This is a genomic window from Acidovorax sp. A79 (genome assembly GCF_041154505.1).
Lineage (GTDB): Bacteria > Pseudomonadota > Gammaproteobacteria > Burkholderiales > Burkholderiaceae_C > Acidovorax.
In genome coordinates this window covers 3,515,617-3,532,036 of the sequence record NZ_AP028672.1, presented here as the reverse complement: position 1 = coordinate 3,532,036, position 16,420 = coordinate 3,515,617, and the positions used below count along the sequence as shown (strand labels likewise).

Here is a 16,420-nt window from a genome sequence, read left to right as displayed (position 1 = left end):
TGGGAAAGGTCGCCTAGAACGACGCCTCGGCCTGCATGGACACCGCGCCGTCCGGCTGCGCAGTCCACAGCGTCAGGCCATCGCCGCTGGGCGCCGCATTGACGGTCAGCGGGGTGCCAAGCAGATTGGGCTGCACGCCGCGGTAGCGGAATTGCCGGAGCGGCCGCGTCCCCAGTCGTGCCGCCAGCCCCGCCAGGAGGGTGGCCTGCAGCGGTCCGTGCACGACCAGGTTGGCGTAGCCCTCGACGTTGCGGCAGTAGTCCAGGTCGTAGTGGATGCGATGGCCGTTGAAGGTGAGCGCCGAGTAGCGGAACAGCACCGTGGAGGTCGCCTCGAAAGGTTCGCTGTGGCTCGGTGCCGGCATGGCCACCGCGGCGGCGCGCGTCGTGCCAGGCGGCGTGGGTTGCTTGTAGACGATGTCGTGGTCTTCGGTGATCGCCACCGTTTGGCCATCGAGAATCTCGTGCCGCACCGTGACGAAAACCAGGTCGCCGCTGCGGCCGCGCTTGTGCTCGACCGAGGTGACGGCGGAGCGCTTGCGCACCGTGGTGCCCAGCGCCACCGGTGCGTGGAACGCGAGGCGACCGCCTGCCCACATCCGGTTCGCCAGGGGCACCGGAGGCAAGAACCCGCCCCGGGCCGGATGGCCATCGCGGCCGAGTTCGCTGGCGGGAAGCCCTTCCAGGAAATACAGCCAATGCCACAACGGCGGCAGCGGCGTGCCTTCGGCGAATTGCGCCTGCGGCAGCCCCAGCGTTGCGGCCATGAGGCGGGCATGGCGTACCGACAGCGTGTCTTCTGCGACAGACTCCCGGCCCATCCAGGTTCGAAGGAAATCCAGATCGAAGGCGCTGCCATCCGAGGTGTTCAGTGTGCTCATGGAGTGATCTCGTGTCATGCGGGAAGGAATTCGGCGCGCACGGCGGCGCCGTGCTGGTCCAGACCTGGCGCGGCCGTGAAGCGCCCGCTGTCCCAGGGGGCGCGGACGGGCGGTGCGACCAGGTCGAGTTCCTTGTCGCCGACAGCCATGGGCCAAGTGCGCAACGCGGGGTGCCGGGCCATATCGGCAACGGATCGCACCTGGCCGTAGGCGGTGTTGGCGACCTGCAACTGCTGCAAGGCCTGCGCAAGATCCAGTTCAGCGAACCTCTGGGCGATGAGTGCGTTGAGTTCCAGGCGGTTCTGCACACGCAGGTAGTTGCTGCTGAAACGCTCGTCCTGCGCCAGCGCGCCCTGCCCCAGGAAGGATTCGCAGAAGTTGCGCCATTCGCGCTCGTTCTGGATGCTGATGACCACGCTGCCACCATCGCGCGTGGCGTAGGCCCCGTAGGGGGCAATGGAGGGGTGCTGCAAACCCTGGCGCGTGGGAGCGCCGGCACCGTAGATCGCGTGCACGTAAGGCACCGTCATCCAGTCGGCGGCGCCATCGAAGAGCGAGACGGAGATGCCGCAACCCTTGCCAGTGCGCGCGCGCGAGGCCAGGGCGGAGAGGATGCCGATCGTCGCATTGAGGCCGGCACCGATGTCGCAGATCGATACGCCAATGCGACCGCACGCCTCGGGGGAGCCAGTGATGCCCGCCAGGCCGCTCTCGCATTGCACCAGCAGGTCATAGGCCTTGAGCGTGCTGGCGGGCCCCTCGGCGCCATAGCCGCTGATGTCGCAGGTGATGAGCCGGGGGTGGCGCACGCGCAGCGCGTCGCTGTCGAGCCCGGCGCGGGCCAGCGCCCCCGGAGCGAGGTTCTGCACGAAGACATCGGCCTTCGCCAGCAAGGCGTCGAGCACCGCGCGGTCATGCGGCTGCTTGAAGTCCAGCGCCACGGATTCCTTCCCGCGGTTGGTCCAGACGAAGTACGAGGCCTCGCCGTTGGCCGCACGGTCGTAGCCACGCGCGAAGTCGCCTTCGGGGCGTTCGATCTTGATGACCCGTGCGCCCATCTCGGCCAGCCTGCACGTTGCGAACGGTGCCGCCAGGGCTTGCTCCATGGCCACGACAAGAAGACCTTCGAACGGTTTTTTTGAAGGGGCGGTCGACGCCAAGGAGGTTGAAAGCAGTTCGGTGTTCATAGGCCGAAGTTTCAAACTCTGCGTCTCTGCCAACAAGCGAGTTTTTCCAAACCCAGCCTTCGTCTTGCGCGAACGCTCTTTGTACATACTAGGCGCTACTGAAGCTCCTGTGCGGGATCAATTCATGCGCTACGACTTGATGGATCTGAGAGTGTTTCTGGCCGTGGCCGATGCACAGAATCTCTCCCGCGGCGCCGCCCGCTGTTTTCTGGCACCGTCTTCAGCCAGCCTACGCCTCAGGGAGCTTGAGGAAGCCGTCGGGACACCACTCTTCAAACGCCATGCCCGCGGAATGGAACTCACGCCGGCTGGAGCCGTCATGCTGGAACACGCCCGCCGGTGTATTGCCCAGCTCGAACAGATGCATGCCGACCTGGCGCCATTCGCTGATGGAATTCGAGGCCACATCACCCTGTTCGCCAACAACAATGCCATCAGCAGTCACCTGCCTGGCGATCTGGCGCGATTCTTCGCGCGCCATCCATCGGTGCGCATCACCCTGGAGGAGCGGCCGAGCCTGGACATCGTGACAGCCATCATGGCAGGGCGCGCCGATCTCGGGGTCGTGGCCGTCGAACAACCGCACTCGGAACTGCGCTACCTGCCTTACCGAGAAGACGAATTGATTTTGCTCGTGCCACGTTCCAGCCCGCTGGCGGGACGCGGCAGCATCAATTTCGGCGCGTGCCTGAGTGAGCCTTTCGTCAGCCTTCAGTCCGGCATGGCCCTGCACACATTTCTGGCCAATCACGCGGTGGCGCTGGGCGGCAAATTGGATATCCGGGTGCAGGTATCGGGCTACCGCGCCATCGCGCAGCTCGTGGCCTCCGGGGCTGGCATCGGCGTCGTGCCACGCTCAGCGCTCCAGGATGCTGACCTGCAGCACCTGGCAGTGCTTGATATCAAGGAAACCTGGGCCATGCGCCATCTGCAGATATGCCTTCGGGAGCAGACCCTGCGCAGCCCTTTCGTTGCGCAGTTCATCGACACACTGTGCGAAGGAAACGCAAGCTCCTGATCACGGGCACCCGGCGGCCACGGGTTCATGCATGCTGGACACTGTCCAAGCGACTGCTCAATGTGCCCTGGCGGTGGCCAGCCCGGCCGCAGTTCTCATGGATGTTGCCGGAAGGCCTTGGCGCAGACACGGCGTCAGCGATCATCTGGTCCAGTTTCACGAGCAGCTCTTGCGAAGTGGTTGCGACGATGTGCCCGGCATCGGTCGGTACCAGCCCCCCTTTGCGGCGATAGAAGAGCACAACGCCCAGGCGCTCCTCAAGAATCCTCAAGCGACGGCTGGCACACATGACCGACATGTGGCACAGCGGAGACGCATGCGTCAACGAACCTGTTTGCGCGCAGGCGACCACCAGCCGCAGGGACAACAGGTCCAGCCGAGCCATGTTGGTGGAGGGCGCCGGCACCTTCTTCACCGACGCGACTTCATTCGCATTGCGCGACATTCACGCCGCATCCAGGGCTGTTTCGCGGGCAGCGCGCATGCATGGCGCCTGGCGCGCGCCCCACGCCGAAAATGCGGATGGCATATCTCATGGCTCCGTTCAACGGGAAAGGGCACTCCAGGACCTCTACAGAATCAACAACGCTCGGAAGTCATTGACATTGGTATGGGTGGGCCCGGTGACGAAAAGATCCCCGAGCGCCGAGAAGTAGCCGTACGCGTCATTTCTCTCCAGGTGATCGGCCAGCGTGAGGCCAGCCCCGCGGCCACGGGCGATCGTGTCGGGCATCACGAAGGCCCCCGCGTTGTCTTCAACACCATCGATTCCATCGGTGTCGGCTGCCAGCGCCCAAACGCCTGGCTCCCCCTGAAGAGCGTGGGCTAGCCCCATGCAGAACTCTCCCGCTCTCCCACCTCGGCCACGCAGGCTGCCAGCAGGTTGGGACCTGACCGTGACCGTGGTCTCTCCGCCAGAGAGCAGCAGCAACGGGCTCGTTCTGGAGTTGCCATCGCGCAGGGCATATCTTGCCAACGCAGCATGCACTTTGCCTACCTCCCGCGACTCGCCCTCGATGTCGTCGGAGAGGATGCGCGTCTCCATGCCCAGGCGGCGCGCTTCCTCGGCGGCTGCCAGCAATGATTCGTGGGGCGTGGCAATGAGGTGCACGCTGTTCCGCGCAAAACGCTTGTCTCCCGGCTTTGGGGTTTCCAGCTTTCCCTCGGCCAGGGCTGCGTGGACCGCCTCTGGCACCGCGATGGAGTAGCGGGCCAGGATGCCGAGCGCGTCACGACAGGAGGTGGCGTCCTCCACCGTGGGGCCGCTGGCGATGACCGAAACGTCGTCGCCGGGCACGTCGCTGATCGCGAGGGTGACGACCTGCGCGGGCCAGCATGCCGCAGCCAGCTGCCCGCCCTTGAGGCGCGACAGGTGTTTGCGGACACAGTTCATCTCCCGGATGTCGGCGCCACTTTCCAGCAGCTCCCTGTTGATGCGTTGCTTGTCGGCCAGATCGAGTCCGGCGACCGGGAGGGTGAGCAGCGCCGAGCCACCACCCGATATCAGGCAGACCACGAGGTCGTCCTCGCAGAGGCCCCGGGTCATTGCATGGGTGCGCACGGCGGCGATTCGGCTTGCTTCGTCAGGTACGGGATGAGAGGCTTCCATGATCTCTATGCGTTCCGGCAATCCCTTCGGGCGCGGCGGGGTGTGGCCATATCGCGTGACCACCAGCCCGCTCATTGGCGCACCCTCGGGCCACGCCGCCTCCAACGCGTGCGCCATCGCCCCTGCTGCCTTTCCGGCTCCAAGCACCAGCGTGCGGCCTTTCGGGGCAGGAGGTAGATGGGCCGCCAAGGTCTCCGACGGCTGTGCGCGCCGCACCGCCACCCTGAAGAGGCGCTCAAGAAGCGCCCGGGGGTCGGCAATCGGGTTCACGCTGCGGCCCCCACCACGTTGACGGGCTCACCACGGACAAACGCCTCCAGGTTGTCGACGAGCTGGTCTGCAAGGCCCTGGATGGCTTCCTGGGAAGCCCAGGCGACGTGCGGGGTCAGGATGAAGTTCGGCAGGTCCAGGAGCGCCATGAAGGGGTGGTCGGCTGGCGGCGGCTCGGCGGAGACGACGTCGAACGCCGCTCCGGAAATCTGCCCGCCGCGCAGGGCGGCGGCCAACGCTGCCTCGTCCACCAGGCCGCCCCGTGCCGTGTTGACGATGAGCGGCTTGCGCGCCATCTTGGCGAACTCTTCGGCGCCCAGCATGTTGTGGCTCTGGGCGTTCAGCGGGCAATGGAGCGTGATGATGTCGGAACGCGCAAGGACGTCGTCGAATGGGGTGTAGAGGCTGCCCTGGCCAGAACGGCCCTTGAAGGCCGAGAAGAGCACCTTCATGCCGAGCGCGCGCCCGATGGCCGCCACCGCATTGCCAAGCACGCCGTCGCCCACGATGCCCAACGTGGAGCCGGCGAGGTCGCGCACGGGGTAGTCGAAGTAGCAGAACTGGCCTGACTGCTGCCACCGGCCAGCCCTCACCGATTCCCGGTAGGCACAGATGCTCCGCCGGAGCGCGAACATCAGCGCAAAGGTGTGCTCGGGAACTGTGTTTCCAGCGTAGTTGCGGATGTTGGTGACCGTGATGCCATGCTGGGCGCATGCCTTCAAGTCGATGTTGTCGGTTCCGGTGGCCGCCACGGCCACCAGCTTCAGCCTGGATGCCTGCTGCAGGGCCTGGGCGCCGAGCTTCACCTTGTTGGTGATGACGATGTCGGCGTCCGCGATGCGCTGCGCCACCTCGCCAGGCTGCGTGTTTTCGTAGCTCACGAGCTCATGCTCGAACAAAGGTGCGCGCAGAGTGGTGTCAGGGGACAGCGTGGAACGGTCAAGGAATGCAATCTTCATGGCGGTCCTGGCAACGGCCAGCTTAGTAGTGGAGGCGAATAGGAATGTGGAAACGCAAAAATCAGCTGTCCCCCATTGCAGGGACAGCTGACGAGAGGGTCTACGTCGAGAGAGGCAAAGGTCTAGTCAACAACCGCCCCCGACGCCTTGACGATGGGTGCCCATCGGGCAATGTCTTCCTGCAGCAGCTGCGCAAGCCGTGTCGGCCCCCCGCTCAGCGGCTCGACGCCTGCAACCTTGAATCGCTCCAGCACATCGGGGGCGGCGACCGCGGCGGTGACCCATTGGGTCAGCTTGGATACCACGGGTGCTGGCGTGCCACGTGCCGCGAACAGGCCTACCCAGAGGTCTCCGACGTAGCCAGGAACCACTTCGCTGATGGAGGGCACATCGGGAAGCGCGGGAGACCGCTTGGCGGAACTCACGCCCAGGGCGCGCAGCTTGCCGCTCTTGATGAACTCGATGCACGAGGGCAGGCTGGCGAAGGCCACGGGGACCTGTCCACCCATGACGTCGGTCAACGCAGGTGCCACACCGCGGTACGGAACATGCTGCAGCGGCACGCCCGTGCTCGTGGAAAGCATGGCCCCCAGGAGGTGGTTCAGCGAGCCGTTGCCCGCGGAGGCGTACTGAATCTCTTCCTTGCTGGCGCGAGCCACCTTGATGAAATCGGCCAGGTTCCTGGCGGGAAAGGATGCATTCACCACCAACACGTTGGGCACGACGCCCACGGGGGCGATGGGCTCGAAGTCCTTGACCGGGTCGAATGGCACCTTTTTATACAAGGCAGGGTTGATGGCCTGTGTGCTGCTGATGGTCAACAGCAAGGTGTAGCCATCCTTGGGCGCGCGCGCAGCGAAATCGGTGCCGATGTTCCCGCCGGCGCCGGGACGGTTGTCCACGATGATCCGCTGGTTGCTCAGCTCGCTCAGCTTCTGGGCCAGGATGCGGCCGACCGTGTCGTTGGTGCCACCGGGCGCCTGCGGCACGACGATGGTCACCGGCTTGGACGGGTATGTATCGGCAAAGGCATTCAAGCCCAGCAGGCCCGTTGCGGCCAGGACGCTGAACTCGCGGCGTGTTGGATTCATGGTTGTCTCCTGTATTTCTGGTGTGGGGAACGGGGTTCCTAGAGCTGCGCGAGCAGCTCCTGGGCACGGAGGTACACGGGCTTGTCGACCATGGCTCCATCGAGCTTGATGGCTCCTTCTCCGCGGGCGGACGCCTCGTCAAAGGCATCCACCACTCGCTGGGCCCGCTGGATTTCGTCGGCGGTCGGCGTGTAGCACTCGTTGACCACATCGACGAACTTGGGGTGCACGACGACGGCCCCCCGAAACCCCAGCCCGCGGGCACGCAGCACCACGGCACTGAAGTCCTCGGGAGTACCAAGCTCGGCAATCGATGCAATGAAGCCGATGGGTTGGATCCGGGCCGCACGTGCCGCGGTCAGGACGGCCATGCTGGGATAGAGCAATGCGTCGGCGGTCGGGAGGCCTCCGCAATCGAGCGAGTAGTCCTCACTGCCGAGCATCATTCCCATCACGCGGGGCGAAGACGCCGCGATGTCGTGGAGATGCGGCAAGGCCGCCGCGCTTTCAATCTGCAGGAGAAAACGCACATGCCCCGGTGGCACCGACGCCGCTGCTTCCAGGTCCGTGACCATCTGCGCGATGATCTGAACGTCGCGTGCATGCTCCACCTTCGGGAGCACGATGATGTCCAGGCCGGGCAACACCGCGGATTTCAGGTCCACGACCGCGGTGAGCCAGTCGCCGTTGATGCGCACGGCGGCCAGCTTGTTCACCGCCTTCAGACGGCCCATCGAATCCGCGAGCCGCTCACGGGCCACCGGTCGCTGGGAAGGGTGGGTTCCATCCTCGAGGTCCAGGATGACAGCGTCGCTGGACTTGGTGACGGCGCTCCGCAGCAGCTTCTCATTGGCGGCCGGAACGAAGAGGAAAGAGCGGACAGTTTTCATGGCATCAAGTCGGTTGTGCGGCTGCAGCGGAACCTGTGTCGGCAGACGGCTTGGCGGCGCCAAACCAGGCGGTGTTGTCTTGGCCGAGCGCAGGCGCGCCGCGGCGAATAGGGGGGCGCTGCCCATTGATGCGGTAAGGCGCCGCATGGACGGAGACCGTCCGGCCATCTGGAGCGACCTGGTCGACCAGAAGCTGGCTTTCCGCGATATAGGGATGCTCCAGCAGGTCCGCGATGTCACAGACCGGGCCGGCAGTGATGTCCCGCACCGCGAAGAACTCCAGCGCCTCTGGCAGCGTGAGTTGGGTGATGTGCCCCTGGATGAGCGCATCCAGGGCGTCTATGTTCTTCAGCCGCGCCTCATGGGAGGAAAACCGCGGGTCCTGAAGACCTTGCGGGTAGCCGATGCCTTCGAACAAGCGGGCCAGCGTGCCCTCCATGCCGGCCGACAAGGCCACCCACTTCTCGTCGCGGGTCTTGTAGACGTTGCGAGGTGCATGGGTGGGCGAACGGCTGCCCGACCGCGGCGTCGACTTGCCCGTCAGCTGGAACTCCGCTGCCTGGGGCCCGAGGATGGAGAACAGCGGTTCGAACAACGACAGGTCAATCTCCTGGACCGATGCGTTCGCATTGCCACGCTGGCCATGGAGCGCGGCGAGCGCCAGCGCGGCGCCGTAGATGCCGGCCACGGAATCGGCCATGGCGAAGGGTGGAAGCACCGGCGGCAGGTCGGCGAAGCCATTCATGGCCGCGAAGCCGCTCATGGCTTCAATCAGCGAGCCGAAACCACCCTTGCTTGCAAACTGGCCCGTCTGGCCCCAGCCGGAGATGCGAACCACCACCAGCTTCGGGTTCAAGGCATTGAGCCGGTCCTTGCCGAGTCCCATGCGCTCCAGCGTGCCAGGGCGGAAGTTCTCGACCAGGATGTCGGCATCGGCCAGGAGACCCGTCAGCCTGGCCATGTCGTCCCCGGTGCGCAGGTTGAGCTCGACGCTGTCCTTGTTGCGGCTGTACGCGAGCCAGTAGGTGCTCATGCCTTCGCGCTGCCAGGCGCGCAGCTCGTCGCCCTTGCGCGGCGGCTCCACCTTGATGACCGTGGCGCCGAGGTCTGCGAGCACGTGGGTCAGCATGTTTCCAGACACCAGGCGCGAGAGGTCGACGACTTTCACCCCCGACAGGGGTTGCGTGCCGCCACGGGCCGAAGAGTGGTTTTGTGGGTTCATCATTAGCTCCTGGGGCAAGTCTCTGTTTTCATCTGATATCTGTAAAATACATTCGACATCTACTGGATATCGCGAAAATCAATATCAATGGAACTGCGCCAACTTCGGTACCTGATTGGGGTCTGTGAGGCGGGGGGCGTGCTGGCTGCGTCCAAGACCTTGCACGTGGCGCAGCCAGCGCTGAGCCAGAGCATTTCCTCGCTGGAGGGCGAGCTGGGGGTGCAGCTGTTCGTGCGGACGAACCGGGGAATGACCCTCACGGATGCGGGCCGCACCATGCTTGAACACTCGCGGGTTGTGCTTGCCGACATCGAGCGGGCCCGCAGTGCCGTTCAGCATTCGGCACTGGACATCCAGGGTGAGATGGCCGTGGGGTTGCCGACGACCGTGGCGCTGGTGGCAACGCTGCCCATCCTGCGCGCCACCAGGACGCGGTACCCGAAGCTGAAGCTCAAGATCATCGAGAGCCACAGCGGCTTTCTGGGCGAGTGGCTGCGCGCCGGACGGCTGGACCTGTCGGTTCTGTTCGTATCCGGCAATGAGCCGGCTTTCGAGTACCGCCTGCTTCTTGAAGAACGGCTCGCGCTGGTGACCACGCCCCAGGACACACCTGCCACCAGGGAGATTTCCTTGAAGTCTCTGGCCTCCCGCCCGCTCGTGCTTCCCGCCCAGGAACACGGGTTGCGCAGGATCATCGACAGGGTGTGCGCGGAGCATGGAGTGGAGCTGGAAGTGATTGCGGAGATTGACTCGCTGCCGAACATCAAGAAGGCGGTGCAGGAAGGCATGGCCAGCACCATCCTGTCGCCGGGCGCGGTTGCCGACGAGGTGCAGGCGGGCCACCTGGCGGTCACCACCATCACCCGGCCGCACATCCCGCGCCAGGTGGCATGTGCGACCTCGATGACGCGCCCCGTGACGCCGGCGACCGCGGCCATGATTTCGCTGGTGACCGAGGAAATGCGCTCGCTGGTTGAGCAAGGGCTCTGGCCAGCGGAGTGGATTGGCGACGCGCCTGCCTAGGTGGCCAGACAGCGGCGGGGATACCCCTTGCGCAGGTGCATCAGCGCCCCGCTGAGCTGAAGTGGTCGCGCACGAAGTCGATGCCCTTGCCGTTGTAGCCTGCGCGCAGGGCCGGTCTGGCTCCAAACTCCATGTACGACTGCTCTTGGGCGCTGTACGGCTTCCAGGCACTCAAGCCCTGGCCGTTGGGGTCGCCGGTCTTTGCGAACTGCACCCAGGCATCCGCCATCGTTCTTGCGACGGTTGCATCGACGGCATTGAAGGGGCGGTTCTTCCCGCGGTGCGGTGACTGCAGGTTGTCGAAGACGAACTGCAGCTCATCCCCGTGGATGGGCATTGCCGCCGCCTCATTGCGATGGCGGGTGAACACGTAGCGGTAGCTTTTCAGGCCATGGTCCTGGTAACGCGCCAGCAGTTCCCGCGTGCCAAAGAGGTACTCCGTATCAGCGTAGAGGTCGGCCAGCGCCTGAGGAACCTTGTCGTCGCTGGCCACGGCGTACGCGGCCCAGGCTGCCTGCTCCCTGCCCTTGAAGGACTGCTGGACGAAGCCCTGGAAATCCGCCACGGTCTTGATGGACCAGTTGCGGGTGGCCCCGCCCCCTTCGTTCTCGTTGTTTCCAACAAGGATGGGGACCTTGGCGAACTTGCCGGTGGCGTACGCCTGGTAGTCGGGCGTCTTCACGGCGTAGCCATCGTTGATGATGCTCACCGGCCTTCCGGTGGCGAGAGACCGGCCAGAGGGCTGCTTCTTGATCAATTCCACGAAGTCGGTAGCAGGGAGCTTGCGCAGCGCGCCCAGGTCGCTGCCGAAACGCAGGCCGTACAGCTCCGCATCCTTCAGCGCCATCGTCGGGCGCATCACACCCACGCTCTGCATGAGCGCCTTCTGGAACGTGCCCTGGGCCATGTCCGTGGTCATGAGCGTGCTGATGGCATGGGCGCCGGCGGATTGGCCCATCACGGTCACCCTGGCCGGGTCGCCACCAAAGGCCGCGATGTTCCGCTGCACCCACTTGAGCGCGGCCGCCTGGTCCATCAGGCCGTAGTTGCCCGAGGCCCGCTGGGGCGACTCCGCAGTGAGGTGGGGGTGGGCCATGAAGCCCAGCAGACCGAGGCGGTAGTTCAGTGTGACGACGACCACGCCGCGGCGGGCAAGGGCTTCGCCATCGTAGGAGGGATGGGAGCCTGCGCCGTACGCGAACCCGCCACCATGGATCCAGACGATGACCGCCAGGCGTTCATCTTTGCGCCGGGCCGGTGTCCAGACATTCAGGTTCAGGCAGTCCTCGCTCATGCCACCGCGCTGCTCAGGGTACTCCTGCGGCTGGACGCAGTAGTCGCCGAACGAGGTGCTGTCGCGCACACCGGTCCATGGGGCGGCTGGCTGCGGCGGCTTCCAGCGCAGGTCGCCGGCGGGCGCGGCGGCGTAGGGAATGCCGTAGAACTTCTTCACGTCCGTGCCGTGGCCACGGACAACGCCCGACTCGGTCCGTGCCGTGGCAAGGCCGGTGTCAGCGCCACCACCGGGGGATGCGCAGGAAATCAGGAGGCCCATGGACAGACCCGTCGTCAGTAGACGTAGTGCGAATTTCATGCCCTTGCCCCCTCACTCGGCTTTGATGTTGCCTTCGCGAACCACCTTGGCCCACGCGGCTGTTTCCTGGTCCACGAACTTGCCCAGTTCTGCGGGGCCCATGTAGGCGGCGAAGGCGCCCTGGTCTTCGATCTTTTTCTTGTAGTTGTCGCTCTCGACGATGGTCTTGATGGCTGCGGCGAGGCGGGCCGTGATGGCGGAGGGTGTCTTGGCGGGGGCGAAGACGGCGAACCAGCTTTCAACTTCGTAGCCGGGCAGCCCCGCCTCGGCAGCGGTCGGCACATTCGCAAGGGATGGATGGCGCTTGGGCCCCGCATACGCCAGGGCCTTCAACTTGCCCGCTTGCACCTGGCCAATGACGGAGGGCGGCGTCGTGATGAACATGTCGACCTGGCCGCTGATGAGGTCGGTGATGACCGGACCAGCGCCCTTGTAGGGCACATGGGTCACAGGGACCTTGGACTGCTTGCCGAACATCTCGCCGGCAATGTGCTGAATCGAGCCATTGCCAGAAGATGCGTAGAACAGGCCCTTGGGATTCTTCTGGCCGTAGGCGATGAACTCCTTCAGGCTGTTGACCGGAAGGGTGGCACTGACCGCCACGACGTGCGGTGCGCGCATCACCAGCGCGATGGGCACAAAGTCAGAGGTCTTCCAGCGAATCTGCGAGAACAGCGCGGGGTTGCCCACGTGATAGCCCGAGTACTGGACCAGCAGCGTATGGCCATCGGCCGGTGCGCGGGCCGCAAACTCGGTGCCGATGTTCCCACTGCCGCCGGGCCTGTTGTCAACCACGACGGCCTGGCCAAGCGCCGTCTGCAGCTGCTCGCCAATCAGGCGGGCCACGATGTCGGTGGAACCCGCCGGGGCACTGGGCACCACGAGCGTGACGGGTTTGGAGGGGTAGGTTTCCGCGTGCGCAGCCCCGAACGCCGCGCACACCGCGATGCCCAGCAATGCATTTCTACGAATCATGTCTGTCTCCTTTTTTTGTGGAAAAAGCATCCCCATCCCGGGTGCCGTGAGGCCATCCGGGCTGAGAGAATCGGGGAAGTGTTCGGCGGCTAGCCCGCAGGCGCCAGCTCAGAAATCTCGATGAGGTTCAAGTCGGGGTCGCGCAGGTAAATCGAGCGAATCCTGGAAGTGGCGCCCGTGCGCAGGACCGGGCCCTCGGCGATGGGAATCGAATGCTGCCGCAGGTGCTCGATGACCTGGTCGAGCGGAACCGATGCCAGGAAGCACAGGTCCAGCGCGCCGGGTACAGGCGTGTGGGCCTTGGGCTCGAATTCCCGCCCCTTCACATGCAGGTTGATTTTCTAGCTGCCGAACTTGAAGGCCCGGCGCTCCACCGGGGGCGTGCCACCGATGAAGGACTCCAGCTTCATCCCCAGTACTTCGGTGTAGAAGCGAACACACTCTGTCTCGTTGGCAGTGGTAAGGACCAGGTGGTCGAGGTGGCTGATCATGGTGTGGACTACTTTGCAGATGCCGTGTTGCGAGCGATGGCACGCTCCCGGATTTCATCGAAGCCCGCCGGTGGCTCATGGCGCTTGAGGCGTTCACCGGCGCGGCTCACCTGGGCGGGGAGCTCGTGGCCAATCAGCCGCTCCAGCTCGTGGGCCGCCTGGATGAGACCAGGAACATCGACACCCGTGTCGTAGCCCATCCACTGCAGCATGTGGACCACGTCCTCCGTGGCCACATTGCCGGACGCACCAGGGGCATAGGGGCAGCCACCGATGCCGCCCAGCGACATGTCGAACTGGCGGATGCCAGCCTCGACCGCCGCAAGTGTGTTGACCAGGCCCATCCCCCGCGTGTTGTGGAAGTGGCCGGTGATGTTCAGTTGGGGATAGGCCTTGGCGACTGATTCGCAGATGCCATGGACCTGGGTGGGGTATGCCATCCCCGTCGTGTCGCAAAGCGTGACGCCCGTTGCACCCAGACCAACGAACTGACCCACCAGGTCCAGCACGGTGGCCTGCGGCACCTCTCCCTCCATGGGGCAACCGAACACGCAGGACAGCGAAATGTTCACAGGCACCTTGGCCGACAAGGCAACGGCAGCCACATCACCCAGCTGGCGCAGCGACTGTGGACGGGTCATCCTCAGGTTGGCCAGGTTGTGGGTTTCGCTGGCCGACATCACCAGGTTGAATTCGTCGACCCGGCACTCCAGGGCGCGCTCGCCGCCACGGACATTGGGAATCAACGCGGTGTACACAACACCGGGCTCGCGCCGAATGCGGTGCATGACGGCCTCGGCATCCCTGAGCGCAGGGATTGCGGTCGGCGAGGTGAACGACGTCACTTCGATCTTGGAGTACCCCAGTCCGCTCAGATGGTCCACCAACCGCACCTTGTCGTCGGTCTCTACGAACGCGGCCTCGTTCTGAAGGCCGTCGCGGGGGCCGACCTCATTGATCTTGAGCTTGATCGCCCTGCCCTCAAACATGGTGGGCCTCCTTCTCGCTGCGTGCTGGCCATCCTGAGGTTTCCGACAGGACGTGGGTGTGTTCTCCCAGCAGAGGCGCTGGATATGAAACACGTCCGGGTGTGGCGCTGAGCTTGGGAACGATGCCAGGTACCTTCACTCGCGTTCCGTCGGCAGTTTCCTGCTCGACAATCATTTCCCGGGCGATGTACTGGGGGTCGTGCACGATGTCCTCCACCGTGTAGACCTTGCCTGCAGGCACCTTGGCCTCGTCGAGCACGTTGAGCACTTCGGCCAGCGACTTGGTGAGTGTCCATGCCTCGATGGCGGCGTCAATTTCCTGAACCCGTGCGACACGGCCGTCGTTCTGGGCAAGTGCCGGTTCATGCTCCAGGTCATGCCGGCCTATGGCAGCCATGAGCCGTTTGAAGATGCTGTCGCCATTGCCCGCAATCAGCGCATAGCCACCATCAGAACACCGATAGGCATTGGTCGGCGCGATTCCTGGCAGCGCGCTGCCCGAGCGCTCACGCACAGCGCCGAAGGCGTCGTATTCGGGCACCAGGCTCTCCATCATGTTGAAGACACTCTCATAGAGGGCGACGTCAATCACCTGGCCTTCGCCGCCCCGGGCATCACGGTGGTAGAGAGCCAGCATGACGCCGAGGGCTCCGTGCATGGCGGACAGACTGTCCCCAATGGAGATGCCGCAGCGCACCGGCACCCGCCCAGGCTCGCCCGTCAGGTGGCGCAGGCCGCCCATGGCCTCGCCGAGAACGCCGAAGCCGGGCTTCTGCCTGTAGGGCCCCGTCTGCCCATACCCAGAGATACGCAGCATGATGAGCCTGGGATTGAGCGCATGCAGCGTCTCCCAACCCAGACCCCAGGCCTCCATGGTTCCGGGCTTGAAGTTCTCGATGACCACGTCTGCCTCGGTGAGCAGCGCACGGGTTGCGTCCTGGCCTTCGGGCGTGCGAAGGTCCAGTGCGACCGACCTCTTGTTGCGGGACTGGACCTCCCACCAGACCGAGGTGCCCTCCCGGAGCAGGCGCCATTTTCGCAGCGGGTCGCCAACCCCTGGCGGCTCTACCTTGATGACATCCGCGCCGAAGTCGGCCAGAGTCTTGCCAGCAAACGGGCCCGCAATCAGCTGCCCGAGTTCCAGTACCTTGATTCCGTGGAGTGCTTGCACGTTCGCCTTATCCGTTGTCTGTGGGGCGACTGTAGGAGGATCATTGCTGTCGTGGAATTGCTCATTTGTGGCACGGCATTCGCGTTTTGCGAAACCTTCCTAGAATTGACCCATGCCCACGCTCATCAACCCCGCACGCGTTGACTTCGTCACCCTCAGGCTCTTTTGCGCAGTCGCGCAGGCGGGCAGCGTTACACGGGGGGCTGAAGCCTGCAGTCTCGCTGTCTCGGCCGCGAGCCGGCGGCTGTCGGACTTTGAAAACGCTTCGGGAACAAGGCTCTTCGATAGAACATCCCGTGGAGTCCAACTGACACCTGCTGGCCACTTGGCAATGCAGCATGCGCTTCGGCTTTTCCAGGGGTTCGAACAGTTCAGCAGCGAGATCCGGGACTACACCAAAGGGATACGCGGCCATGTCCGCCTGTGGGCCAACATGTCCGCACTGACGGAGTTCCTGCCTGGCTGCCTCTCCACGTTCATGGCCGAGTACCCCGACATCCATGTGGAGCTCGAAGAGCAACTGAGCGGTGACATCGTCCGCGCGGTGGTCGAAGGCGTTGCGGACATTGGCATATTCGCCGAGAACACGGCGGTCGGCGACTTGAACGTGGAGCGATTCCAGCAAGACCTTCTTGTGGCCGTTTGTGCGCACAACCATCCATTGGGAAAGCGGAAGCGGGTCAGCTTCAGGGAATGCCTGAAGTACGACTTTGTGGGCCTGAATCGTGGGAGCTCTTTGCTTGAACTGACCTCGCGAGCCGCAGAGCAATACGGCGAAGTGATGCGCGTTCGCGTGCAGGTCCGCAGTTTCGACGCGATGTGCCAGATGATCAACGCGAACCTCGGGATTGGAGTCTTGCCAGTTGCCGTCTTGAGAAATACGCAACCTCATCCACTCAAGACGGTCCATTTGAGTGAGCCGTGGGCCAGGCGCAACCTTCTCCTCGGAGTGTCGCCGTCCTGTTCAGCCGCGGCGGGACTTCTGCGAGACCACCTGAGGCTGTCCGCCGCGAGTTCCTGTTGAGAACCAGCAGTGTGCGCAAACCGCGGG

Annotated in this window: 15 protein-coding genes and 1 pseudogene; 3 read left to right on the top strand and 13 right to left on the bottom strand. The window is 64.6% G+C overall.

All coding sequences use genetic code 11. From position 1 onward, the window contains the following. Nucleotides 1–13 precede the first annotated feature (13 nt). Together ACAM51_RS16215 and ACAM51_RS16210 are read right to left on the bottom strand one after the other, a co-directional pair. Entirely contained in the window at nt 14–880 is an 867-nt protein-coding gene (locus ACAM51_RS16215) for a MaoC family dehydratase N-terminal domain-containing protein (RefSeq protein WP_369641184.1), read from the bottom strand. 14 nt (nt 881–894) lie between these two features. Beyond that, on the bottom strand, nt 895–2,067 hold the full coding sequence (locus ACAM51_RS16210; protein WP_369641183.1) for a CaiB/BaiF CoA transferase family protein: 1,173 nt from the start codon (nt 2,065–2,067) through the stop codon (nt 895–897). A gap of 124 nt (nt 2,068–2,191) precedes the next feature. On the opposite strand from ACAM51_RS16210, the gene ACAM51_RS16205 reads away from it, so the two are divergent. Then, the gene (locus tag ACAM51_RS16205) at nt 2,192–3,085 is read left to right on the top strand and encodes a LysR family transcriptional regulator (RefSeq protein WP_369641182.1); all 894 of its coding nucleotides are present in this window, start codon (nt 2,192–2,194) and stop codon (nt 3,083–3,085) included. A gap of 25 nt (nt 3,086–3,110) precedes the next feature. Here the strand turns inward: ACAM51_RS16205 and ACAM51_RS16200 are convergent, their stop codons facing one another. From ACAM51_RS16200 to ACAM51_RS16175, 6 genes are all read right to left on the bottom strand, one after another. Continuing rightward, complete coding sequence (locus tag ACAM51_RS16200) at nt 3,111–3,530, bottom strand: LysR family transcriptional regulator (protein ID WP_369641181.1); 420 nt, start codon at nt 3,528–3,530, stop codon at nt 3,111–3,113. 126 nt (nt 3,531–3,656) lie between these two features. Further along, a complete protein-coding gene (locus tag ACAM51_RS16195; RefSeq protein WP_369641180.1) occupies nt 3,657–4,964 on the bottom strand; it encodes a glycerate kinase in 1,308 nt (435 codons plus the stop codon). Continuing rightward, nucleotides 4,961–5,923, bottom strand: a complete 963-nt coding sequence (locus tag ACAM51_RS16190) for a D-2-hydroxyacid dehydrogenase (RefSeq protein ID WP_369641179.1) — start codon at nt 5,921–5,923, stop codon at nt 4,961–4,963. The genes ACAM51_RS16195 and ACAM51_RS16190 overlap by 4 nt, the downstream gene beginning before the upstream one ends. A gap of 122 nt (nt 5,924–6,045) precedes the next feature. Then, complete coding sequence (locus tag ACAM51_RS16185) at nt 6,046–7,014, bottom strand: Bug family tripartite tricarboxylate transporter substrate binding protein (RefSeq protein ID WP_369641178.1); 969 nt, start codon at nt 7,012–7,014, stop codon at nt 6,046–6,048. A gap of 38 nt (nt 7,015–7,052) precedes the next feature. Next, entirely contained in the window at nt 7,053–7,904 is an 852-nt protein-coding gene (locus ACAM51_RS16180) for a CoA ester lyase (RefSeq protein WP_369641177.1), read from the bottom strand. Nucleotides 7,905–7,908: 4 nt separating this feature from the next. After that, complete coding sequence (locus ACAM51_RS16175) at nt 7,909–9,126, bottom strand: CaiB/BaiF CoA transferase family protein (RefSeq protein WP_369641176.1); 1,218 nt, start codon at nt 9,124–9,126, stop codon at nt 7,909–7,911. Nucleotides 9,127–9,213: 87 nt separating this feature from the next. On the opposite strand from ACAM51_RS16175, the gene ACAM51_RS16170 reads away from it, so the two are divergent. Continuing rightward, the gene (locus ACAM51_RS16170; RefSeq protein ID WP_369641175.1) at nt 9,214–10,149 is read left to right on the top strand and encodes a LysR family transcriptional regulator; all 936 of its coding nucleotides are present in this window, start codon (nt 9,214–9,216) and stop codon (nt 10,147–10,149) included. A gap of 40 nt (nt 10,150–10,189) precedes the next feature. Here the strand turns inward: ACAM51_RS16170 and ACAM51_RS16165 are convergent, their stop codons facing one another. The 5 genes and pseudogenes from ACAM51_RS16165 to ACAM51_RS16145 all read right to left on the bottom strand — a co-directional run bounded on the left by ACAM51_RS16165 (nt 10,190) and on the right by ACAM51_RS16145 (nt 15,369). Beyond that, nucleotides 10,190–11,704 (bottom strand): carboxylesterase/lipase family protein, encoded by a 1,515-nt coding sequence (locus tag ACAM51_RS16165; RefSeq protein WP_369641174.1) that lies wholly within the window; start codon nt 11,702–11,704, stop codon nt 10,190–10,192. A 51-nt stretch (nt 11,705–11,755) separates the two neighbouring features. Continuing rightward, complete coding sequence (locus ACAM51_RS16160) at nt 11,756–12,718, bottom strand: Bug family tripartite tricarboxylate transporter substrate binding protein (protein WP_369641173.1); 963 nt, start codon at nt 12,716–12,718, stop codon at nt 11,756–11,758. A gap of 89 nt (nt 12,719–12,807) precedes the next feature. After that, nucleotides 12,808–13,209 (bottom strand): annotated as a pseudogene (locus ACAM51_RS16155) (VOC family protein). Between the two features lie 8 nt (nt 13,210–13,217). Next, nucleotides 13,218–14,198, bottom strand: coding sequence for a hydroxymethylglutaryl-CoA lyase (locus ACAM51_RS16150; protein WP_369641172.1), 981 nt, complete (start codon nt 14,196–14,198; stop codon nt 13,218–13,220). Then, nucleotides 14,191–15,369 carry a CoA transferase gene (locus tag ACAM51_RS16145; RefSeq protein ID WP_218297377.1) on the bottom strand — a complete coding sequence of 393 codons (1,179 nt, stop codon included), beginning with the start codon at nt 15,367–15,369 and terminating at the stop codon, nt 14,191–14,193. The genes ACAM51_RS16150 and ACAM51_RS16145 overlap by 8 nt, the downstream gene beginning before the upstream one ends. A 112-nt stretch (nt 15,370–15,481) precedes the next feature. On the opposite strand from ACAM51_RS16145, the gene ACAM51_RS16140 reads away from it, so the two are divergent. After that, nucleotides 15,482–16,393: a LysR family transcriptional regulator gene (locus ACAM51_RS16140; protein WP_369641171.1), complete on the top strand. Its 912-nt coding sequence runs from the start codon at nt 15,482–15,484 to the stop codon at nt 16,391–16,393. Nucleotides 16,394–16,420 lie beyond the last annotated feature (27 nt).